The organism is Blastococcus sp. TF02A-26, assembly GCF_003319125.1.
GTDB lineage: Bacteria > Actinomycetota > Actinomycetes > Mycobacteriales > Geodermatophilaceae > Trujillonella.
On record NZ_QOHG01000004.1, the window covers coordinates 38536 to 60078 of the forward strand.

At 74.8% G+C, this 21543-nt stretch carries 24 protein-coding genes; 5 read left to right on the forward strand and 19 right to left on the reverse strand.

What is annotated here, in order from left to right; genetic code table 11:
- Window positions 1–49 precede the first annotated feature (49 nt).
- From DQ240_RS05520 to pyrR, 3 genes are all read right to left on the reverse strand, one after another.
- The gene (locus DQ240_RS05520; protein WP_113838628.1) at window positions 50–1339 is read right to left on the reverse strand and encodes a dihydroorotase; all 1290 of its coding nucleotides are present in this window, start codon (window positions 1337–1339) and stop codon (window positions 50–52) included.
- Window positions 1336–2256, reverse strand: a complete 921-nt coding sequence (locus DQ240_RS05525; protein WP_113838629.1) for an aspartate carbamoyltransferase catalytic subunit — start codon at window positions 2254–2256, stop codon at window positions 1336–1338. Before DQ240_RS05525 ends, DQ240_RS05520 begins: the two co-directional genes overlap by 4 nt.
- Window positions 2257–2332: 76 nt before the next feature.
- Entirely contained in the window at window positions 2333–2920 is a 588-nt protein-coding gene (gene pyrR, locus DQ240_RS05530) for a bifunctional pyr operon transcriptional regulator/uracil phosphoribosyltransferase PyrR (protein WP_113838630.1), read from the reverse strand.
- Window positions 2921–3195: 275 nt separating this feature from the next.
- On the opposite strand from pyrR, the gene DQ240_RS05535 reads away from it, so the two are divergent.
- The 4 genes from DQ240_RS05535 to DQ240_RS23205 all read left to right on the forward strand — a co-directional run bounded on the left by DQ240_RS05535 (window position 3196) and on the right by DQ240_RS23205 (window position 6053).
- Window positions 3196–3741 carry a transcriptional regulator gene (locus DQ240_RS05535; protein WP_113838631.1) on the forward strand — a complete coding sequence of 182 codons (546 nt, stop codon included), beginning with the start codon at window positions 3196–3198 and terminating at the stop codon, window positions 3739–3741.
- Between the two features lie 110 nt (window positions 3742–3851).
- Window positions 3852–4781: an ABC transporter ATP-binding protein gene (locus tag DQ240_RS05540; RefSeq protein ID WP_113838632.1), complete on the forward strand. Its 930-nt coding sequence runs from the start codon at window positions 3852–3854 to the stop codon at window positions 4779–4781.
- Window positions 4778–5806, forward strand: a complete 1029-nt coding sequence (locus tag DQ240_RS05545) for an ABC transporter permease subunit (protein ID WP_113838633.1) — start codon at window positions 4778–4780, stop codon at window positions 5804–5806. The genes DQ240_RS05540 and DQ240_RS05545 overlap by 4 nt, the downstream gene beginning before the upstream one ends.
- A 94-nt stretch (window positions 5807–5900) precedes the next feature.
- On the forward strand, window positions 5901–6053 hold the full coding sequence (locus tag DQ240_RS23205) for a hypothetical protein (RefSeq protein WP_158548546.1): 153 nt from the start codon (window positions 5901–5903) through the stop codon (window positions 6051–6053).
- Window positions 6054–6103: 50 nt separating this feature from the next.
- Here DQ240_RS23205 and DQ240_RS05550 read toward each other — a convergent pair whose 3' ends face one another.
- The 16 genes from DQ240_RS05550 to DQ240_RS05625 all read right to left on the reverse strand — a co-directional run bounded on the left by DQ240_RS05550 (window position 6104) and on the right by DQ240_RS05625 (window position 20627).
- Window positions 6104–6415: an EthD family reductase gene (locus DQ240_RS05550; protein WP_113838634.1), complete on the reverse strand. Its 312-nt coding sequence runs from the start codon at window positions 6413–6415 to the stop codon at window positions 6104–6106.
- Window positions 6416–6504: 89 nt separating this feature from the next.
- Window positions 6505–6909 carry a transcription antitermination factor NusB gene (nusB, locus tag DQ240_RS05555; protein WP_113838635.1) on the reverse strand — a complete coding sequence of 135 codons (405 nt, stop codon included), beginning with the start codon at window positions 6907–6909 and terminating at the stop codon, window positions 6505–6507.
- A gap of 26 nt (window positions 6910–6935) precedes the next feature.
- Window positions 6936–7496, reverse strand: a complete 561-nt coding sequence (efp, locus tag DQ240_RS05560; RefSeq protein WP_113838636.1) for an elongation factor P — start codon at window positions 7494–7496, stop codon at window positions 6936–6938.
- The gene (locus DQ240_RS05565) at window positions 7496–8593 is read right to left on the reverse strand and encodes a Xaa-Pro peptidase family protein (RefSeq protein ID WP_113838637.1); all 1098 of its coding nucleotides are present in this window, start codon (window positions 8591–8593) and stop codon (window positions 7496–7498) included. The genes efp and DQ240_RS05565 overlap by 1 nt, the downstream gene beginning before the upstream one ends.
- Entirely contained in the window at window positions 8590–9024 is a 435-nt protein-coding gene (aroQ, locus tag DQ240_RS05570) for a type II 3-dehydroquinate dehydratase (RefSeq protein ID WP_113838638.1), read from the reverse strand. Before aroQ ends, DQ240_RS05565 begins: the two co-directional genes overlap by 4 nt.
- Window positions 9025–9043: 19 nt before the next feature.
- Window positions 9044–10093, reverse strand: coding sequence for a 3-dehydroquinate synthase (gene aroB / locus DQ240_RS05575; protein ID WP_113838639.1), 1050 nt, complete (start codon window positions 10091–10093; stop codon window positions 9044–9046).
- Window positions 10090–10623: a shikimate kinase gene (locus DQ240_RS05580; RefSeq protein ID WP_113838640.1), complete on the reverse strand. Its 534-nt coding sequence runs from the start codon at window positions 10621–10623 to the stop codon at window positions 10090–10092. Before DQ240_RS05580 ends, aroB begins: the two co-directional genes overlap by 4 nt.
- On the reverse strand, window positions 10620–11813 hold the full coding sequence (gene aroC / locus DQ240_RS05585; RefSeq protein WP_113838641.1) for a chorismate synthase: 1194 nt from the start codon (window positions 11811–11813) through the stop codon (window positions 10620–10622). Before aroC ends, DQ240_RS05580 begins: the two co-directional genes overlap by 4 nt.
- A 22-nt stretch (window positions 11814–11835) precedes the next feature.
- The gene (locus DQ240_RS05590) at window positions 11836–12501 is read right to left on the reverse strand and encodes a prepilin peptidase (RefSeq protein WP_113838642.1); all 666 of its coding nucleotides are present in this window, start codon (window positions 12499–12501) and stop codon (window positions 11836–11838) included.
- A gap of 20 nt (window positions 12502–12521) precedes the next feature.
- The gene (locus DQ240_RS05595; protein WP_113838643.1) at window positions 12522–13331 is read right to left on the reverse strand and encodes a shikimate dehydrogenase; all 810 of its coding nucleotides are present in this window, start codon (window positions 13329–13331) and stop codon (window positions 12522–12524) included.
- The gene (gene mltG / locus DQ240_RS05600) at window positions 13331–15049 is read right to left on the reverse strand and encodes an endolytic transglycosylase MltG (protein ID WP_113838644.1); all 1719 of its coding nucleotides are present in this window, start codon (window positions 15047–15049) and stop codon (window positions 13331–13333) included. Before mltG ends, DQ240_RS05595 begins: the two co-directional genes overlap by 1 nt.
- Entirely contained in the window at window positions 15046–15714 is a 669-nt protein-coding gene (gene ruvX, locus DQ240_RS05605) for a Holliday junction resolvase RuvX (protein WP_199589094.1), read from the reverse strand. The genes mltG and ruvX overlap by 4 nt, the downstream gene beginning before the upstream one ends.
- A 6-nt stretch (window positions 15715–15720) precedes the next feature.
- A complete protein-coding gene (gene alaS, locus DQ240_RS05610) occupies window positions 15721–18405 on the reverse strand; it encodes an alanine--tRNA ligase (protein WP_113838645.1) in 2685 nt (894 codons plus the stop codon).
- Window positions 18406–18466: 61 nt separating this feature from the next.
- Window positions 18467–18754: a hypothetical protein gene (locus DQ240_RS05615; RefSeq protein WP_113838646.1), complete on the reverse strand. Its 288-nt coding sequence runs from the start codon at window positions 18752–18754 to the stop codon at window positions 18467–18469.
- Window positions 18754–19179: a DUF948 domain-containing protein gene (locus DQ240_RS05620; RefSeq protein ID WP_113838647.1), complete on the reverse strand. Its 426-nt coding sequence runs from the start codon at window positions 19177–19179 to the stop codon at window positions 18754–18756. The genes DQ240_RS05615 and DQ240_RS05620 overlap by 1 nt, the downstream gene beginning before the upstream one ends.
- A 113-nt stretch (window positions 19180–19292) precedes the next feature.
- Window positions 19293–20627: a replication-associated recombination protein A gene (locus DQ240_RS05625; protein WP_113838648.1), complete on the reverse strand. Its 1335-nt coding sequence runs from the start codon at window positions 20625–20627 to the stop codon at window positions 19293–19295.
- Window positions 20628–20662: 35 nt separating this feature from the next.
- Between DQ240_RS05625 and DQ240_RS05630 the strand changes: the two genes are divergently transcribed.
- Window positions 20663–21517 carry an aldo/keto reductase gene (locus DQ240_RS05630; RefSeq protein WP_113838649.1) on the forward strand — a complete coding sequence of 285 codons (855 nt, stop codon included), beginning with the start codon at window positions 20663–20665 and terminating at the stop codon, window positions 21515–21517.
- The last annotated feature ends 26 nt before the right edge of the window (window positions 21518–21543 follow it).

Genomic DNA, 21543 nt, shown 5'->3' on the forward strand with positions numbered 1-21543 from the left:
TTCCGCTCCTCGCTCGCAGAGCTCGCTGCGATGCTCGCTCGCTGTCGCCTCACCGTGTTGCCTTTCCATCGAGAACGGTCGGGACGCCCCGCAGGAACGTCGCGACCACGCGGCCGGGGAGCTCCCGGCCGGTGTAGGGGCTGTTGCGGCTGCGGCTGGCCAGCGCGGCGGGGTCGACGACCGACCGTGCGGTGGGGTCCAGCAGCACCAGGTTGGCGGGCTCGCCGGGGGCGATCGGCCGGCCGTGTCCGGAGAGGCGGCCGATGGCCGCCGGGCGGACCGACATGCGGTCGGCGACGCCGGCCCAGTCCAGCAGCCCGGTCTCCACCATCGTGTCCTGCACGATCGCCAGCGCCTGCTCCAACCCGAGCATCCCGGGCCGGGCCTGCGCCCACTCGCACTCCTTGTCCTCCACGGCGTGCGGTGCGTGGTCGGTGGCGACGCAGTCGATCGTCCCGTCGGCCAGCCCGGCGCGGAGGGCGGTCACGTCCTCGTCGGTGCGCAGCGGCGGGTTCACCTTGAACACCGGGTCGTAGCCCTCGGCGCAGGCGTCGGTGAGCAGCAGGTGGTGCGGGGTCACCTCGGCGGTGACGTCGACCCCGCGGGCCTTCGCCCAGCGGAGGATCTCCACAGATCCGGCGGTCGAGACGTGGCAGACGTGCAGCCGGGCACCGACGTGCTGGGCCAGCAGGACGTCGCGGGCGATGATCGCCTCCTCCGCGGCGGCCGGCCAGCCGGTCAGGCCGAGCCGCGCCGAGCGATCACCCTCGTGCATCTGGGCGCCGACGGTGAGCCGCGGCTCCTCGGCGTGCTGGGCGACGACGCCGTCGAAGGCCTTCACGTACTCCAGGGCCCGGCGCATCAGGGCCGGGTCGCTGACGCAGATGCCGTCGTCGGAGAAGACGCGCACCCGGGCGGCGGAGTCGGCCATCGCGCCGAGCTCGGCGAGCCGCTCCCCCTTCAGGCCGACGGTGACCGCGCCGACCGGGACGACGTCGACCAGGCCGGCCTCCTGGCCCAGCCGCCACACCTGCTCGACGACGCCGGCGGTGTCGGCGACCGGGTCGGTGTTGGCCATGGCGTGGACGGCGGTGAAGCCACCGAGCGCGGCGGCCCGGCTGCCGGTCTCGACGGTCTCGGCGTCCTCGCGGCCGGGCTCGCGCAGGTGGGTGTGCAGGTCGACCAGGCCGGGCAGCGCGATCAGCCCCGTGGCGTCGACCACCTCCGCGCCGGTCGCGGACAGGCTCTCGCCGACGGCGGCGATCCGGCCGTCGGTGACGAGCAGGTCGGCGGGGTCGCCGCCGAGGACGCGCGCCCCCTTGATCAGGTACGAGGTCACGAGGGAGCCCCTCCGAGCAGCAGGTACAGGACGGCCATGCGCACCGAGACGCCGTTGCCGACCTGCTCGACGATGGTGGAGCGCACCGAGTCGGCGACCTCCGCGGCGATCTCCATGCCGCGGTTCATCGGGCCGGGGTGCATGACGATGGCGTCGTCGCCGAGCGCGGCCATCCTCCGGGCGTCGAGGCCGTAGCGGCGGCTGTACTCCCGCGCGCTGGGGAAGTACGAGGCATTCATCCGCTCGGCCTGGACGCGCAGCATCATCACGACGTCGGCCTTGGGCAGGACGGCGTCCAGGTCGTAGGAGACCTCGGCCGGCCAGCTGCCCACGCCGACCGGCAGGAGCGTCGGCGGGGCGACGAGGGTGACCTCGGCGCCGAGGGTGTGCAGCAACCGCACGTTGGAGCGGGCGACCCGGCTGTGCAGGACGTCGCCCACGACCGCGACCCGGACACCCTCGAGCCGGCCCAGCCGGGCGCGGATCGTGTACGCGTCGAGCAGCGCCTGGGTGGGGTGCTCGTGCGTGCCGTCGCCGGCGTTGACGACGCTGCCGCGCACCCAGGACGCGAGCTGGTGCGGCGCTCCGGAGGCGCCGTGCCGGATGACGATGGCGTCGCTGCCCATCGCCTCCAGCGTGAGCGCGGTGTCCTTGAGGCTCTCGCCCTTGGAGACGCTGCTGCCCTTGGCGGAGAAGTTGATGACGTCGGCGGAGAGCCGCTTGGCCGCCAGCTCGAAGCTGATCCGGGTGCGGGTGGAGTCCTCGTAGAAGAGGTTGACCACGGTGCGGCCGCGCAGCGTCGGCAGCTTCTTGACCTCGCGGCCGGTCAGCGCGGCCTCGATCTGCGCAGCGGTGTCGAGCACCAGCGTGGCGTCGGCCCGGTCGAGGTCGTCGGCCTCGAGCAGGTGGCGCTTCACGATGCCCTCGGTTCGGCTGCGCGGTCGCTCCGCTCCTCGCTCGCAGACCTCGCTGCGATGCTCACTCCCTGTCGCCTCACTCGCCCTCCACCCGGACCTCGTCGGCACCGTCGGTCTCGGCCAGCCGCACCTTGACCGACTGCGCGCGCGACGTCGGGACGTTCTTGCCCACGTAGTCGGCGCGGATCGGCAGCTCGCGGTGGCCACGGTCGATCAGCACCGCGAGCTGCACCGCGCGGGGCCGGCCCAGGTCGCGCAGCGCGTCGAGCGCGGCCCGCACCGAGCGGCCGGAGAAGAGGACGTCGTCCACCAGCACGACCAGGCGGCCGTCGATGCCGCTGCCGGGCAGGACGGTGTCCTCCAGCGCCCGGACCCCGCGCAGCCGCAGGTCGTCGCGGTAGAGGGTGATGTCGACGGTGCCGACGTCGATCGGCGTCCCGGAGAACGCCTCGACGCGGGCGGCCAGCCGGCGGGCCAGCGGTGCGCCGCGGGTGGGGATGCCGACCAGCACGAGATCGCCGAGGCCGTTGCCGGCCTTCTCGATCAGCTGGTGAGCCATCCGGTCGACCACGCGGGCGACGTCGGGGGCGGTGAGCAGCGCTCCGGGTGATGCGGAGCCGCGTGCGTCTCGGCTGCTCGGGGCAGCAGGGGGCGAGCCGGCCATCAGGCCTCCTTCCCCGCCTCACCGGACGGGTCGTTAAAGGAGTGGGTTGGACCGGCGACCACCGTACTGCACCCGTCGGAGTGACCCAGCTCGCCCATCCGGGTCGCGACCAGCAGGAACCCCGCCCCGACGTCGCGCGTCGAACCCCCCGGAGGCGTCCTCGCTGGTGGAGGATGTGCCACCCAGGAGTGGCCCCCTGTCGTCGCGTCGGACGTGCCAGTACGGTGAGTGACGACAGAGGCCCACGAACGACGACGGACAGTGAGCGACACGGGATGAGCACCGACTACTCGCGGGCCCTCGGCGCCCGGCTCCGGGCTATCCGCAACCAGCAGGGCCTGTCCCTGCAGGGCGTGGAGGACAAGTCGCACGGTCGCTGGAAGGCGGTCGTGGTCGGTTCCTACGAGCGCGGCGACCGCGCCGTGACCGTGCAGCGGCTGTCCGAGCTGGCCGTCTTCTACGGCGTGCCCGTCTCGGAGCTGCTCCCCGACCCGCGGCCGAGCTCCGCGGTGACGGCGACGACGAAGATCGTGCTCAACCTCGAGTCGTTGGGCTCGCTGCCTGCCGACGAGGCCGGCCCGCTGGCCCGTTACGCGTCGACCATCCAGGCGCAGCGGCACGACTACAACGGCAAGGTGCTCAGCATCCGCGCCGAGGACCTCAAGTCGCTGGCGATCATCTACGACATGAGCCCCGACGAGCTGACCAGCCGGCTCATCGAGTGGGGCGTCCTCTCCCCCGGCATGGAGGGCTTCGCCGGTGGCGGGGACGACGACGAGGAGCTCAACCCGAACTGGGAGCGTCGCCGCACCCCGCGCTGAACCCGACGACGTCGAGGGCCTCCGCCACCAGGGCGGGGGCCCTCCGTCGTCTCCGGGTGCGACACGCAGCGGAGCACGGATCTCGTGCCGGGGCTGTGCCAGGGTGCCGCATGCCCGTCGTGCAGATGACCGCGGTGTCGAAGACCTACCGTCGCCGCGGCCGCCCGGCGCAGAAGGCCCTCGACGGCCTGGACCTGCTGGTCGACAGCGGCGGGGTGCACGGCTTCCTCGGGCCGAACGGCTCGGGCAAGACGACCTCGATCCGCGTGCTGCTCGGTCTGGTGGCGCCCGACGGCCGGCCCGACATCCGCCTCCTCGACCGGCCGGTCCCCGCCGGGCTGCCGGACGTGATCGGCGGGGTCGGCGCGCTGGTGGAGACGCCGCTGTTCTTCCCCGGCTTCTCCGGTCGGCTCAACCTGCAGCTGCTGGCCGAGGCGGCCGGGCTGCCCCGCGCGCGCGTCGAGGAGTGCCTGGAGATCGTCGACCTGCGCGACCGCGCCGGTGACCGCTTCAAGGGCTACTCGCTCGGCATGAAGCAGCGGCTGGGCATCGCCGCGGCGCTGCTCAAGTCGCCGCGGCTGCTGATCCTCGACGAGCCGAGCAACGGGCTGGACCCGGCCGGCATCCGCGACGTCCGCGAGCTGATCCGCCGGCTGGGCAGGGACGGGCGGACGACGGTGCTGCTCTCCTCGCACCTGCTGGCCGAGATCCAGCAGGTCTGCGACTCGGTCTCGATCCTCGCCCGGGGGCGCTGCGTGGCGACCGGGCCGGTCACCGAGGTGCTGGCCCGCGGCTCGAGCGGCGCGGTCCGGATCCGGGTGCCCGACGCGGGTGCCGCCGCGGGCGTGCTGAGCGCCGCCGACTTCGCCGTCTCCCCGCCGGACGTGCCCGACGGCCGCACCCTGCTCGTCCACTCCGCCCCGGCTCCGGGCGACATCACCCGGACCCTGGCCCTGCACGGCATCTACCTGGAGGAGCTCACGCCGATGGCCGCCGACCTCGAGAGCGCGTTCCTCGCGCTCACCGGTGACCCGGCGTGAGCGCCGTCGTCGAGCACGCCCCACCGGACCAGGACCTGCCCCGTCCGCGGACCGCCGCGCTGCTGCGCGCCGAGGTGCACCGCTTCCGGTCCCGCCGCTTCATCCAGGTGCTGGTCGCCCTGACCGTGGTCGGGTTCGCCCTGGCCACGCTGATCGGCCTGCTCAACCTCGGCACCCCGACCGACGCCGAGTACGCCGACGCGGTCGCCGAGGCCGAACGCGTGGTGGCCGAGCAGGAGGGCTTCCGGGAGGAGTGCCTCGAGAACGCCACCGACATCCCCGACGACGTCCCGCCGGAGGAGTGGTGCGGACCGGCGCTCACCGTCGAGGACGTCGGCGGTCCCGAGGCGTTCCTGGACCGGGAACCGTTCGACCTCGCCGCCGACGGCACCGGCGGCGCCCTGGCCGTCGCCGCCCTGTCCGCGGCGCTGGCCTTCCTCATCGGCGCCACCTGGATCGGTGCCGAGTGGTCGACCCGCTCGATCGTCGCGCTGCTGTTCTGGGTGCCCCGCCGGATGTCGGTCATCGGCAGCAAGGTGGCCGTCCTCGCCGGCGCGGCGGTCCTGTTCGGCGTGCTCACCCAGGCCCTGTGGCTGGCGATGGCCGGCATCCTCCACGCCACCGCCGGCCTCGACCAGCCGCTGCCCGCCGGCTTCTGGAGCGAGCTGCTGCAGACCCAGGGCCGCGCCGTCGGGCTCACCCTGGTCGCCGCCCTGCTCGGGTTCGGCCTGGCGAACCTGGTGCGCAACACCGGCGCCGCGCTCGGTATCGCCTTCGTCTACGTGGTGGTGGTCGAGAACGCCGTCCGCGCGCTGCGCCCGCACTGGGACCCCTACCTGCTCAGCACCAACGCGGTGGCCCTGGTGCAGGACGGCGGCTACACGGTGCAGGTCTGGGACGACGACGCCTTCGAGCCCGTCGAGCACCTCGTGAGCCACCTCGACGCGACGCTCCTGCTCGCCGCGGTCACGGTCGTCGTCCTCGGGGTCGGCACCTGGTTGTTCGCCCGCCGCGACCTCCACTAGGGATCAGCCGTTCGTCAGCGGACGGTCAGGGAACTGTCAGAGGGCGCACCTAGCGTCGTCGGTGAGTCACAGCCCGCGACACCGAGGAGTTCCCGTGCCCGCTCCCCTGACCCCTCCGGTCCTCGACGACCGCGACGCCTACCTGGCCGCCTCCCGCCGCGCCGCCCTGCGCCGGGCGCACCGCCGGCAGTCCAGCGCCCGGCTGGCCGCGATGCTCGCCGCCGCCACCCCGCGCTCGGAGCGCTGAACACCAGAGGCCCGCTCCGACGCGCGGAACGGGCCTCTGACGTACAGCGGTCAGCCGGTGACGTCCTCGACGTCGTAGTGGCTCAGGGTCGCGCCGCCGGTGGCGAAGTTCCCGACGTCGCCCGCAGCCGCCGCTCCCTCCGGCGACTGCATCCCGGCGGCGAAGGCCTCCGCGGACTCGAAGTCCAGCGTGGCGACCAGGTACGGGGCTGCGGCCTCGCCCAGCGCCTCGGCGTGACCCAGCTCGAAGCGCACGAGTCCGGGGATCGCCCGCGCCAGCGGCACGTGCACGTCGCGGTAGTGCCGGTCGAAGGCAGCCGGATCGGTGGGGCGGCCGTACTGGACGAGCAGTCTGTGCGTCACGTGGACCTCCTCGCGGGGCGCCCGGGCTCCGCTGCGCCGGGCTCGGGCGCAGCCAACCAATGCCCTCGCCGCCGCGGAAGAGCCTCGCGTCACGCGGGGACCTCGGCGTCGAGGATGGCCCCGAGCACGCCGTTCACGAACGAGGGCGAGTCGTCGGTGGACAGCGTCCGGGCGAGCTCGACGGCCTCGTCGATGACCACGGCGTCGGGGACGTCGTCGGCCCACAGCAGCTCGAACGTCGCCATCCGGAGGATCGCGCGGTCGACGTCGGGCAGCCGCTGCAGGGTCCACCCGCGGGCGTGGGTGTCGATCAGCCCGTCGATGCGGGCGCCGTGCTCGACGACCCCCTCGACGAGCCGCACGGTGTGCTCGGCCACGGGCGGCTGACCCTCGGCGATCCGGTCACGCAGCACGGCCAGCGCGTCGGTACCGCGCAGGTCGGCCTCGTAGAGGACGTCGACGGCGCGCTTGCGGGCCTTGCTGCGGGCAGCCATGCGGGGGCGGTCGGTCCGGATCGGCGTCAGTTGACGCGGCCGAGGTAGCGGCCGTCCCGGGTGTCGACCTTGAGCTTGTCGCCGGTGTTGATGAACAGCGGGACCTGGATCTGCGCGCCGGTCTCCAGGGTGGCGGGCTTGGTGCCACCGGTGGAGCGGTCGCCCTGCAGACCCGGGTCGGTGTGCTGCACCACGAGCTCGAGGGTCACCGGGAGCTCGACGTACAGCGGGGTCCCGTCGTGCACCGCGACGACCGCCTCGGTGTTCTCCAGCAGGTAGTCCGCGCCGGTGCCGACCGTGGCCTCGGGGACGGGGATCTGGTCGAATGTGTCGCCGTCCATGAAGACGAAGTCGGCGCCGTCCTTGTACAGGTACGTCATGTTCCGCTTGTCGACGGTGGCGGTCTCGACCTTGGTGCCGGCGTTGAACGTCTTGTCGACGACCTTGCCCGAGAGCACGTTCTTGAGCGTCGTCCGGACGAACGCGCCGCCCTTGCCGGGTTTGACGTGCTGGAACTCGGTGACGGCCCACAGCTGGCCGTCGAGGTTGAGGACCATGCCGTTCTTCAGATCGTTCGTGGTAGCCATCAGAGGACCAGCAGTTCCTTGCTCGTGAGGGTCAACAACTCGGGCTCGTCGTCCGTGACGACCAGGGTGTCCTCGATCCGGACACCGCCATGGCCCGGGAGGTACACCCCCGGCTCCACGGTGACGGCCATGCCGACGGTCAGCGTACCCGCGCCCAGCGGGCCGATGCCCGGCGCCTCGTGGATCTCCAGCCCCACCCCGTGGCCCAGACCGTGCGAGAAGTGCTCGGCGTGACCGGCCGCGGCGATGACGTCGCGGGCGGCGGCGTCCACGGCGACGACGTCCGCGCCGACGGCGAGCGCGGCCCGACCGGCCGCCTGCGACGCGGCGACCAGCTCGTACACCTCGCGCTGCCAGTCGGCCGCGTGCCCGAGCACCAGGGTCCGGGTCATGTCGGAGTGGTAGCCGTCGACGGTGGCGCCGAAGTCGAGCTTGAGGAAGTCGCCGTCGCGCAGCACCGTCGAGTCCGGCCGGTGGTGCGGGATGGCCGAGTTGGCGCCGGCGGCGACGATCGTCTCGAACGACGGGCCCTCGGCGCCCAGGTGCATCATGCGGGCGTCGAGCTCGCGGCCGACCTGCAGCTCGGTGCGCCCGGGCCGCAGCGCCCCCTCGGCGGCCAGCTCGGCCAGTGCGGCGTCGGCGACCGCGCAGGCACGGCGCAGCGCGTCGATCTCGTCGTCGTCCTTGACGGCGCGCAACTGCTCCACCGCGCGGCGGATGCTGGTCAGCTCCGGCACCGTGCCGCCGGCGGCGTCGGCCAGCACCTCCTCCAGGCCGGCCAGCCCGTCGACGGTGACGACGTGGCTCTCGAACCCGATCCGCCCCGCTCCCCCGCGGACGGCGGCCCGGGCGAGGGCGGCGACGGTCCCGCGCTCGACGACGACCTCGACGTCGGGGACCTGGGTGGCGGCCTGCGTGGTGTAGCGACCGTCGGTGCCGAAGAGGTCGGGCTGCCCGGTGCGCAGCAGCAGCGCGCCGTTGGAGCCGGTGAACCCGGTCAGGTAGCGGACGTTGAGCAGGTCGGTGACGAGGACGGCGTCCAGCCCGCGCTCGGCGGCGATCGCGCGGAGGCGCTCCCGGCGGCCGGCGGTGTTCACCGCGCGTCCCGGGCGGCCAGCCAGCGCAGCGCCAGCACGTAGCCGTCGATCCCGAGCCCGGCGATCACCCCGGAGGCGACCGGCGAGACGTAGGAGTGCCGGCGGAAGTCCTCGCGGGCGTGCACGTTGCTGATGTGCACCTCCACCACCGGCGCGGTGGCCGCGGCCAGGGCGTCGCGCAGCACCACGGAGGTGTGCGTCCAGCCGCCGGGGTTGACCACGATCGGGTCGCCGGCGTCGGTGGCCTCGTGCACCCAGCGCAGCAGCTGGCCCTCGTCGTCGGTCTGGCGCACCTGCACGTGCAGCCCGAGCTGCGCGGCGGCGGCCTCGACCAGCTCGACCAGCTGGGCGTGCGTCGTCGTCCCGTAGACCTCCGGCTCGCGGGTGCCGAGCCGGCCGAGGTTGGCGCCGTTGAGCACCTGGATGGTCACGCTGTCTCCGTCTCGGTCGTCAGGCCGCGACCGCGGCCCATGCCGCGTCGAGCCATGCCTGGTCGGGGTCGGTCAGGATGCGCGGGTTGCCCATGCCGTCGAGGACGACGAAGCGCAGCGACGCGCCCCGGGCCTTCTTGTCGATCCGCATGACGCCCTGCAGCGTCGCCCAGTCGCCGGCGTACCGGACGGGCAGGCCGATCGCCTCGACCAGGGTCCGGTGCCGGTCGGCCTCGGCCCGGCTCAGCAGCCCCGCCCGGGCGCCCAGCTCGGCGGCGAACACCAGCCCGACGCCGACGGCCTCGCCGTGCCGCCAGCCGAAGTCCTCGACCCGCTCGATGGCGTGGGCCAGGGTGTGCCCGTAGTTGAGGAACTCGCGGCGGCCGGTGTCGAACAGGTCCTCGCCCACGGCGTCGGCCTTGACCTGCACGGAGCGCTCGATCAGCTCGGCGGTGTCGCGCCGGCCGGTGGGGTCGGCCTCCAGCAGCTCGAGGATCCGGCCGTCGGCGATGAAGCCGCACTTGACCACCTCGGCGAGCCCGGAGACGAACTCGGCGTCGGGCAGGCCGGCGAGGACGTCGGTGTCGACGAGCACCCCCGCCGGCGGGTGGAAGGCGCCGACCAGGTTCTTGCCCGCGCCGGTGTTGATGCCGGTCTTGCCACCGACCGCGGCGTCGACCATGCCGAGCAGGCTGGTGGGCAGGTGCACCACGCGGACGCCGCGCACCCACGTCGCGGCGAGGAACCCGGCGAGGTCGGTGACCGCTCCGCCGCCGACGCCGACGACCGCGTCGGTGCGGGTCAGCCCCAGCCGGCCGAACTCCTCCCACGCACCCGCGGCGACCTCGGCGGTCTTGGCGGCCTCGCCGTCCGGGACGACGACGGCCTCGGCCGCGACGCCGGCGGTCTGCAGCGTCTCGACCGCGGCGCCGGCGAGCGCGGCCAGCGGCGGGGCGTGCACGACGACGGCGCGCGCGGTGCCGGCCAGCAGGAGGGCCAGCTCCGTCTGCGCGCCGGGGCCGATGACGACCTCGTAGGGCTTGTCGCCGGGGACGGTCACCCGCCTCACCGGGTCACCTCTCTCGGCAGGACGGCGAGCACGTCGGCGACGACCTCCTCGGGTGAGCGGTTGCCGGTCGGCACGGTCGCGGTGGCGACCTCGGCGTAGAGCGGGTCACGGGCCTCGAGCATCGTGCGCAGCATCGCCCGCGGGTTGACCGCCAGCAGCGGGCGGTCGCGGTTGAAGCCGGCACGCCGGGCCGCCGACGCGAGGTCGACGTCCAGGCGGACGACGGCGCCGCCGGCCCGGCCGTGCGCGACCAGGAGCGCGCGGGTGGCGTCGGAGAGCACCGCGCCCCCGCCCAGGGCCAGCACGCCGTCGTGCTCGGCGAGCGCGCGGGCCACGGCGGCCTCCTCCAGCTCGCGGAAGTACGCCTCGCCGCGGTCGACGAACAGGTCGGCGACACTGCTGCCGGTCGCGGCCTCGACGTCGGCGTCGGTGTCGCGGAACGTCACGCCGGTCGCCCGCGCGACGGCCCGGCCGACGGTCGTCTTGCCCGAGGTGGGCGGTCCGACGAGGACGAGGACCGGCCGCGTCACCGGATCGGGAGGGCGTCGAGGTAGGCCCGGGCGTTGCGGCGGGTCTCGGCCACCGAGTCGCCGCCGAACTTCTCCAGCGCCGCGTCGGCGAGCACCAGGGCGACCATCGCCTCCATCACGACCGAGCCGCGGGGCACGGCGCAGGCGTCGCTGCGCTGGTTGATGGCCACCGCCGGCTCCCGCGTCTCGGTGTCGACCGTGGCCAGCGCCCGCGGCACCGTGGAGATGGGCTTCATCGCCGCGCGCACCCGCAGGACGTCGCCGTTGGTCATGCCGCCCTCGATGCCGCCGGCGCGGTCGGACAGCCGCTGGATCCGGGCTTCGCCGCCCTCTCCGGGGGCCAGCACGATCTCGTCGTGGGCCACCGAGCCACGACGGCGGGCGGTCTCCAGCCCGTCGCCGACCTCGACGGCCTTGACCGACTGCACGCCCATGAGCGCACCGGCCAGACGCGAGTCCAGCCGGCGGTCCCAGTGCACGTGGCTGCCCAGGCCCGGCGGCAGGCCGTGGACGACGACCTCGATGACCCCGCCGAGGGTGTCGCCGTTCTTCCGGACGTCGTCGATCTCGGCGACCATCGCCGCGCTGGTGGCCGGGTCGGCGCAGCGGACCGGGTCCTCGTCGATCCGCGGGTTGTCGCCCGGGCCGGGGACGACGCCGTCGGGGGCGACGACCGGGCCGATGGCGACGACGTGGCTGACCACCTCGACGTCCAGCGCCTGGCGGAGGAACGCCTTGGCGATCGCCCCGAGCGCCACCCGCGCCGCGGTCTCCCGCGCGCTGGCCCGCTCCAGCACCGGCCGGGCGTCGTCGAAGCCGTACTTCTGCATGCCGGGCAGGTCGGCGTGACCGGGCCGAGGGCGGGTCAGCGGCGCGTTGCGGGCCTGGCCGGCGAGGACCTCGGGGTCGACCGGGTCGGCGGCCATCACCGTCTGCCACTTCGGCCACTCGGTGTTGCCGACCTGGACCGCGATCGGCCCACCCTGCGTGCGGCCGTGGCGGACCCCTCCGGTGAGGGAGACCTCGTCCTGCTCGAACGACATCCGGGCGCCGCGGCCGTGGCCCAGGCGACGCCGGGCGAGGTCGAGGTCGAGGTCGGAGGTCTGCACGGCGACGCCGGCCGGCAGCCCCTCGAGGATGGCGGTGAGCTGAGGGCCGTGCGACTCACCGGCGGTCAGCCAGCGCAACATGCCGCCGATCCTAGTGACGCCGTCAGCCGAGACCGGCCGGGGCGGCCGTCGCGAGCGCCAGGACGGCACCGGCCAGCAGTGGTGGCCCGAACGGGACGGCGGACCGCCAGCCGGCCCGCCGCGTGGCGACGAGCACCAGCGAGGCCACCGCACCGGTCAGCAGACCGAGGAACACCCCGGCCAGGAGCACGCCCCACCCGGCCCAGCCCAGCAGCAACCCGAGCAGGCCGAGCAGCTTCACGTCGCCGAAGCCCAGCCCCTCGGGAGAGGCGATCCGGGCGGCGGCGGCCAGCACGAACGCCACCCCGGCGGCCAGCGCGCCACGGGCCAGCGCCGGCCAGCTGCCGGTGGCGACCGCGTCGATCAGCAGCGCCGTCGCGCAGGCGGCGACCGCGGGCAGCAGCACCCGGTCGGGCAGCCGGTGCACCGCCAGGTCCACGCCCGCCAGGACGAGCCCGGCACCGGCCGCCCAGGCCAGCGCCACCGCGGCGGGACGGACCCCGGTCAGCTCCACCACCCCGGCGACCAGCGCACCGAGGAGGACGACGGCGGCGAGGGTGCCCACCGGCCGCGGCCGGGCCTCCTCGTCGCCGGAGGAGAGCCGGACGACGCGCCGGGCGAGCCAGGGGCCGATCACCAGTGCACAGCCCGCCGCCACCGCCGCGACCACCGGCGGCTCGAGCGGCACGCCGGGGGTGCCCAGGGCGCTCAGTGCCCCGCTCCCGGGCGCGACTCCAGCGCCCGGCGCATCTCCTCGATCGGCGCCGGGTGCCCGGTCATGAGCTCGACCTGGGCGGTGGCCTGCCAGAACAGGACCTCCAGGCCGCTGATCACCTGCCCACCGGCGGCCGTGACGGCGCCGGCCAGCGGGGTGGGCCAGGGGGCGTAGAGCACGTCGAGCACGGTCTGCCCGCCGCGCCAGCCCAGGTCGACGAGGTCCGGCTGCCCGTCGATCGGCACGGTGCTCACGACCACGGGGGCGGTGACCACGGCGCCGGCCATCCGGTGCACCGCCGACGCCACGCCCAGCGCGTCCAGCACGCGGGTGACCTCCCCGGCGCGTGCCGCGTCGCGCACGACGACGTCCACCTGCTCCGCACCGAGCGACGCGAGCGCGACGGCGGCCGCGACCGCCGTCCCCCCGGCGCCGAGGATCGCCGCATGTGGTGTCCGCTCCGCACCGCCCAGCTGCAGAGCCATGCCGACCCCGCCGACGTCGGTGTTCTCCGCCCGCCAGCCGCCATCCGCGGTGCGGATCAGCGTGTTGGCGGCGCCGAGCAGCGCCGGCAGCCGGTCCACCTCGTCGGCGGCACGGACGGCGGCCTGCTTGCACGGCATGGTCACCGAGAAGCCGCGCCACTCCGGGCCGAGCCCGGCGATGAGGTCGGGCAGCTGCTCGGCGCCCACGTCGAGCGCGTCGTAGGTCCAGTCGGTCAGGCCCAGCGCGGCGTACGCCGCCCGGTGCAGCAGTGGGGAGAGCGAGTGCGTCACCGGGCGGCCGAGGACGGCCGCCCGCATCAGCTCGGGTTCTCCCGCAGCCACTGCTGGAACAGCGCCACGTTCGCGGCGTGCTCCGCGTCGGTGACCGCGAAGCGGGTCTCCCCGGTGTCGGGGTTCACCACGACGAAGTACAGCCACTCGCCCGGCGTGGGGTTCAGCACCGCCCGCAGCGCTTCCTCACCGGGATTGGTGATCGCCCCCGGCGGCAGGCCCGCGCTGTAGTAGGTGTTGTACGGCGACGGGTTGGCCCGGTCCTCGGCGGTGGTGGTGATGCCGCTCTTGCCGCTGGCGTAGTTCACCGTGGTGTCCAGCTGCAGCTTCATGCCGATGGCCAGGCGGTTGTCCAGCACCTGGGCCACCATCGCCATGTCCTCGGGCGAGGCGGCCTCGGCCTGCACCAGGCTGGCCTCGGTCACCACCCGCAGGCGGTCGGCCTCGGGGACGCCGAGCTCGTCGAGGGTCTGCACCGACCGGGCGACCATCATCTGCAGCACCTGCTGCGGCGTGGTCTCGGGCTCGAAGTCGTAGGTGGCCGGGAACAGCCAGCCCTCGAGCAGCCCGTTGGCGTAGGGCGGGAGCCCGACGGCGACCGGGTCGGCCGCGACGGCGGTGAGCTCCTCGATCGGCGTGTCGGTCTCCTCCGACAGGCGGGTGAGGACCCGCTGCACGGTGAAGCCCTCGGGGATCGTGACGCGGGAGAACAACCGGGTGGCCGGGTCCAGGAGCAGGTCCAGGGCCGCCGCGCCGCTCATCTGCTGCCGCATGCCGTAGACGCCCGGCTGGATGCCCGTGGCCGCCGGCCGGGTCTCGGCCGCGTCGACGAACGGGCCGACGGAGGCGATGACGTCGGCCTCGACGAGCGTGCTCCCGATGTCGCTGAGGGTGTCGCCCTCGGCGATGCGGATCTGCACGCTGCCGGTGCCCTGGCCGGTGTAGTCCTCGTCGGCGGGGTTGACGAGGTCGATGAGCGCCTTGCCCCCGAACACGATCCCGGCCACGAGGGCGGCCAGGACGACCAGCGACAGGACGACGGCGACGGGACGACGACGCCGGCGGGGACGCGCGGAGTCCCCGTGGTCGTCGGCGGGGTGGTCGTGGTCGTCGGCGGAGTCGTCGGCGGAGTCGTCGGCGTGCTCGTCGGCGTGCTCGTCGTGGTGCTCGGCGCGGCGCGAGCGGCGGGACCGCCGCGCGCGGTCGTCGGTGACGATGACGTCGAGGCCACCGGTCTGCTCGTCGAGGAGCGGGTGACCCTCGGTGTCGTCGTCGTGCGCGGTGGCGGCCCGGACGTCACCGCCGGCCGGGGGGACGGCCGGGTGGGCGACCGTCGGCTCCTCGTCGGGGGACGCGTGGCGCCCGGCGTCGGTGCGGCGCTGCATCCGCGACCAGGTGCTGCGGGGGCGCGGGGGCAGCGGCGCGCCGGGGGTCGTGGACTCCGGCAGCGGGGGCGGCGGGGGGCCGTCGCCGATACCGGGCATCCGACCGGTGCGGTCGTCGTCGGCGCCGTCGGCGGAGGCGCGCGCGTAGTCCGCGAGCGGGAAGTCGGGGGCGTCGAGGCGGTCGATCACACCGGCGCGGCGCCGGGCGGGGGCGGGCGGAGGCGGCGCCCACTCGGCGGGCGCGGGGCGGACCGGGGCCTGCTGGCGCGGGAGCCCGGCGGCCCAGGCGCTCAGCGACTGCCCGGCCGGCGCCGACCCGCCGTCCTGGCCCCGCCCACCGGGCGGGGTCGGGAACGTCACGAGCGGCTCCGCTGGGCGTCCAGGTAGGTCTGGAGGATCACGACGGCCGCCTCCTGGTCGATCACGGGGCGCTGCTGGCGGCTGTCGAGCCCGCGGGCCCGGAGGGTCCCGGCTGCAGTCACGGTGGAGAGCCTTTCGTCGACGAGGTGCACGGGCACGTCTCCGATGCGCCCGGCCAGTGCCCGAGAGTAGGCACGCGCCTCCTTGGCCGAGGCGCCCGACGCACCCGACAGGTGCCTCGGCTCTCCCACGATCACCTCGGTCACCTCGTGTTCCACGACCAGCGCCGCGATGCGGTCCAGGTCCGACTCGTCCCGGGCCCGCTGGACCGTCTCGAGCGGGCTGGCGAGCATCCCGGTCGGGTCCGACAGCGCCACGCCGACGCGCACCGTGCCGACGTCGAGCCCGAGCCGCCGGCCCTGGCGCGAGCGGCGCAGCGGGAGCGGCGGCAGGCCCGCGGGCAGGCCGCGGGAGAGGTCGATCTCGGTCGTCTCGTTGCGGACCGGCGGGAAGCCCGCACCCCGCAGGTCGATCTCGGTGGTGGGATGGGGCGCCGGCTGCTCCTGCGTCGGCGGCTTGGGCCGCGTCGGCGGCACGGCCGGTCGCTGCACCGTCCGCTCGCCGACCGGGCCGGTCTCCTCGGGGTCCCAACGCTGCTCGGGCATCTCAGCTCACCTCCGTGCGGCGGTCGCGACCGCCTGCTCGCCGGCCGCCAGGGCCGCGGGGATGCCGCCCGGGTCGGTGCCGCCGCCCTGGGCGACGTCGGCCTTGCCACCGCCACGGCCGCCCACGACCGGCGCCGTCTGCTTGATCAGGTCCCCGGCCGACAGCCCACGCTCCTGCGCGGCCGGCGTGAGAGCCGCCACGAGGGCAACCTTGCCCCCCGACTGCGAGGCCAGCAAGACCACCGCCGGGCGCTCGCCCAGCCGGCCGCGGACGTCGAGGGCGAGGGTGCGCAGGTCGCCGCCGTCCAGGCCCTCGAGGGCACCGGTGACCACGGCGACGCCGTCGACGTCCGTGGCCCCGGCCGCGAGGGTCCCCGCGGCCGCGACGGACTGCTGCGCGCGCAGCTCGGCCAGCTCGCGGTCGGTCTCCCGCTGCCGGGCGAGGATCCCGCTGACCCGGTCGACGAGCCCGTCGGTGGGGGCCTTGAGCAGTTCGCCGAGCTGCCGGACCAGGTCGCGCTCGCGGGCCAGGTAGCGGAACCCCTCCAGGCCGACGGCAGCCTCGACGCGGCGGGCGCCCGAGCCGACCGACGACTCGCCGGTCAGGGCGAGCGTGCCGATCTGGGCGCTGCCGCGGACGTGGGTGCCACCGCAGAGCTCGCGGGACCAGGGCCCGCCGATCTCGACGACGCGAACCTGCTCGGAGTAAGTCTCGCCGAACAGCGCCAGCGCACCGATGGCCTGCGCCTCGGGCAGCGTCATCCAGCTCGCGCTGACCGCGTGGTCGGCCCGGACGGCGGCGTTGGCGACGTCCTCGATGTCGGTCCGCTGCTGGGTGCTGAGCGCGCCCTGCCAGGCGAAGTCCAGCCGCAGGTACCCGGGCCGGTTGTACGAGCCGGACTGCAGGGCCTGCGGGCCGAGCACCTCGCGCAGCGCCGCGTGGACGACGTGGGTGCCGGAGTGCGCCTGGCAGGCCGAGAGCCGCCACTCGCGGTCGACCTCGGCGGTGAGGGTCACGCCGGCGCGCAGCTCGCCCTCGAGCACGCGGACCTGGTGGGCGACCAGGCCCTTGACCGGCCGCTGCACGTCGAGCACCTCGGCGCGGCCGCCGTCCCAGGTGAGGACGCCGGCATCGGCCACCTGGCCACCGGACTCGGCGTAGAACGGCGTCCGGTCCAGCACGACCCGGGTGACCTCGCCGGGCCCGGCGACGGTCTCCGCGCCATCGGAGTCGGTCAGCTCCGAGACGACGGCGAGCACCCGGGAGTCGGTGCGCAGCGTCTCGTAGGCCAGCCAGTCCGTCGGCCCGTGCTCGGCCAGGATGCGCCGGTAGGCGAGGACGTCGACCGAGCCGGTGCGCTTGGCGCGGGCGTCGGCGCGGGCCCGGTCGCGCTGCTGCTGCATGAGCGCGCGGAAACCCGCCTCGTCGACGGTCACGCCCTGCTCGGCGGCCATCTCGAGGGTGACGTCGATCGGGAAGCCGTAGGTGTCGTGCAGCGAGAACGCCTGCTCCCCGGACAGCGACGGCGTCCCCTGGCTCTTGGCCTCGCGCACCGCGGTGTCGAACAGCGCGGTGCCCGAGGTCAGGGTGCGCCGGAACGCCTCCTCCTCGGCGTAGGCGACCGAGGAGATGCGGGCGAAGTCGGTGACGAGCTCCGGGTAGCTGGCGCCCATGGCGTCGCGGGAGACCGGCAGCAGCTCCGGCAGCGTCGCCTCGTCGACGCCGAGCAGCTTCATCGACCGGACGGCGCGGCGCAGCAGCCGGCGCAGGATGTAGCCGCGACCCTCGTTCCCGGGGGTGACGCCGTCGCCGATGAGCATCAGCCCGCTGCGCACGTGGTCGGCGACCACGCGGAGCCGGACGTCGTCGTCGTGCTTGGCCCCGTAGGTCACGCCGGCGAGCTCGGCGGCGCGGCGCAGCACCGGCGCCACCTCGTCGATCTCGTACATGTTGTCGACGCCCTGCAGCAGGAAGGCCACCCGCTCCAGGCCCATGCCGGTGTCGATGTTCTTCTTCGGCAGCTCGCCGAGGATGGGGAAGTCCTTGCCCTCCCCCGCGCCCCGCTCGTACTGCATGAAGACGAGGTTCCAGATCTCCAGGAACCGGTCGCCGGCGCGGTCGACGGCCGGGCCGCCGTCGGGGCCGTACTCGGGCCCGCGGTCGACGTAGATCTCCGAGCAGGGGCCGGCCGGGCCCGGGGCGCCGGTCGACCAGTAGTTGTCCTCCATGCCCAGGCGCTGGATCCGCTCGGCGGGCAGGCCCGCGATGCGCGCCCAGGCCTCGGCGGCCTCGTCGTCGTCCAGGTAGACCGTGACCCAGATCCGCTCCGGGTCGAAGCCCAGCCCGCCGTCCTCCACCCGGCCGGTGACGAGGTCCCAGGCGTGCTGGATGGCGCCTTCCTTGAAGTAGTCGCCGAAGGAGAAGTTGCCGTTCATCTGGAAGAACGTGCCGTGCCGGGTGGTCTTGCCGACCTCCTCGATGTCGAGGGTCCGCACGCACTTCTGCACGCTCGTGGCGCGCGGGTAGGGCGCGGGCTCGCGGCCGGTCAGGTACGGGATGAACGGCACCATGCCGGCGACGGTGAACAGCAGCGACGGGTCCGGCGAGACCAGCGAGGCGCTGGGGACGACGGTGTGGCCCCGGGCGGCGAAGTGGTCCAGGAAACGACGGCGGATCTCGGCGGTCTGCATGTCCTACTCGGGTTCTCGAGGTGCGGGGAGTCCGGGGCTGCGGCCGGCCCCGCCGGGGGGTTCAGCGGTCGGCGTGCGGTGCGCTGTGCCGGCCGGGCAGCTCGACCGCGCCGCGCTCGGGCAGCGGCGCGTCCAGCCCCGTGCCGGAACGCAGCTCACCCTCGCGGGCTTCCGCGGCGGCGCGCACGTCGGCCCCGAACTCGCCGATGGCGTCGGCCAGGTCGCGCAGGCCCTCGACGATCGAGCCGGCGATGCCCTGCGGGGTCATCTTCTCCGCGGCGGCGGACAGCTTGCGGACGACGAGCGCGCCGATGGTCACGCCCATGGCCAACCAGAACAGCCGGCGCATCAGGCGGCCCGCCGGGCGGCACGGCGCGCGCGCCGGGCGTCCTTGTCCCGCTGCGCGGCCTCGGCGAGCGCCACGCCTTCGCGACGCTTGCGGGCGGCGCTGCGGACGCCGTAGCTGAACGCGGCGACCTTGATCAGCGGGCTGCCGAGGGTGGCGGCCACGACGCTGGTCAGGGCGGCGACGTTGCTCGACACGTTGGCGGCGTTGCCGGTGATGTCGTCGACCCGCTCGAGGTTGGAGTTGACGTGGGTGACCGTGGTGGTCGCCTGCGCCAGGATCGGGGCGCTCTGCTCGCGGACCTGGCGGATGGTCAGCGTGGTCTCGTCGAGCGTGCGGCCCAGCTTGAGCAGCGGGACGGCCAGCAGCAGGACCAGCAACACCAGCGCGAGGGCGGCGATCAGTCCGGCCCACTCTCCTGCGGACACGCGGCGTCTCCTGTTCGTCGTTCCCCAGACGTTCGCCGGGCCGACCCGGCGTGGTCACAGTAGTCGGCGGGTCCCCGGCGGCCCCGGCTGCCGGGACGGGTGGGGCGGGCCGGTCAGCGGGTGCGGCGCAGGATCGCCCGCAGCTTCGGCAGCCGCGCCGCGATCGGCCCCTCGGCGCCCCGCTGGGTGGGCCGGTAGTAGTCCCGCCCGACCAGCGCGTCCGGCGGGTACTGCTGGGCGACGATGCCGTCCGGCGCGTCGTGCGGGTACCGGTAGGTGCCGCCGTGGCCGAGCTTCTTCGCGCCGGCGTAGTGGGCGTCGCGCAGCCCGGGGGGCACCGGCCCGGCCAGCCCCGCCCGGACGTCGGCCACGGACTCCCCCATCGCCACGGTGATCGCGTTGGACTTCGGCGCGGTGGCCAGGTGGACGACGGCGTGGGCCAGTGGGAAGTGCCCCTCCGGCATGCCGATGAAGGCCACCGCCTCGGCCGCGGCGACCGCGGTCTGCAGCGCGGTGGGGTCGGCCATGCCGATGTCCTCGCTGGCGGAGATCACGAGCCGGCGGGCGATGAACCGCGGGTCCTCCCCCGCCTCGACCATCCGCGCGAGGTAGTGCAGCGCCGCGTCGACGTCGCTGCCGCGGATCGACTTGATCAGCGCGCTCGCGACGTCGTAGTGCTGGTCGCCCTGCCGGTCGTAGCGGACCGCGGCCTGGGCGACGGCGGTCTCCAGCGTGGCCAGGTCGATCTCCGCGGCGCCGGCGGCCACGGCCGCTCCGGCGCCGGACTCGAGCGCGGTGAGCGCCTTGCGGCCGTCCCCGCCGGCGATCCGCACGAGGTGCTCCTCGGCCTCGGCGCTGAGCGTCACGGCGCCGTCGAGCCCGCGGTCGCTGGTCAGCGCCCGTTGCAGAAGGGTGCGGACGTCGTCGTCGGCCAGCGGCTGGAGCGCGAGCACCAGGCTCCGCGACAGCAGCGGGCTGACCACGGAGAAGAACGGGTTCTCGGTCGTGGCGGCGATGAGGCTGACGATCCGGTCCTCGACCGCGGACAGCAGCGAGTCCTGCTGGGTCTTGGAGAAGCGGTGGACCTCGTCGATGAAGAGGACCGTGCGCCGCCCGGCGTAGGTGAGCTCGCGCTTGGCCGCGGTGATGACCGCGCGGACCTCCTTGACCCCGGAGTCCAGCGCCGACAGCTGCACGAACTGCCGCTTGGTCGCCAGCGAGATGACGTGGGCGAGCGTCGTCTTCCCGGTGCCCGGCGGCCCGTAGAGGACCAGCGACATCGGCTCGTCGGCCTCGACCAGGCGGCGCAGCGGCGAGCGCGGGCCGAGCAGGTGCTGCTGGCCGACCACCTCGTCGAGCGACCGCGGCCGCATCCGGACGGCGAGCGGCGCTCCGGGGTCGACGGTGGCGCCGTCGGGCGGCTCCGGGTCGTCGAACAGCGAGCTCACGGGTACCGACGCTACCCGCGGGGCACGACACCCCCATGCAGCAGAGACGACTCGGCGACCGGACCGTCAGCGCGATCGGACTCGGCGCCATGCCGCTGTCCACGAAGTCCGACCGGCCCTCGCCGGACGAGGCCGAGGCCGTCGTCCACGCCGCGCTCGACGCGGGAGTGACGTTGATCGACACCGCCGACGCCTACGCCGCCGACGAGGGCGAGTTCGGGCACAACGAGGAGCTGGTGGCGCGGGCGCTGCGCTCCTACGGCTCTGGTGCCCGCGACGTCCTGGTGGCGACGAAGGGCGGGCACACCCGGCAGGGCAGCGACTGGGGGCTCGACGGCACGCCGGGCTACCTGCGCCGCGCGTGCGAGGGCTCGCTTCGCCGGCTCGGCGTCGACGCCATCGACCTGTACCAGTTCCACCGGCCCGACCCCGAGACGCCGTGGGAGGAGTCGATGGCGGGGCTGCGGGCGCTGGTCGACGCCGGGCTGGTCCGGAGGGTCGGGATCTCGAACGCCGACATCGCGCAGATCGACGTCGCCCGGTCCGTGGTGGGCGACGCGCTGGTCGCGGTGCAGAACCAGTTCTCCCCCGGCTGGCGGTTCTCCGCCGACGAGCTCGCCCACTGCGCCGACCACGGTCTGGCGTTCCTGCCGTGGAGCCCGTTCGGCGGCGTCTCGGCGGCCGGGTCGCTGGAGGCCACCGCGCCGGCCTTCGCGGAGGTGGCCGCCGAGCTGGGGGTGTCGGTGTACCAGGTGACGCTGGCCTGGCATCTGGCCCAGTCCGACGTCGTCCTGCCGATCCCCGGCGCCTCCCGGCCGGCGTCGATCGTCGACTCGGCCGCCGCCGCCGACCTGCAGCTCAGCCTGGAGCAGCTCGCCCGCCTGGGCTGAGGTGTTCGACCCCCGCCGCCTGGGCC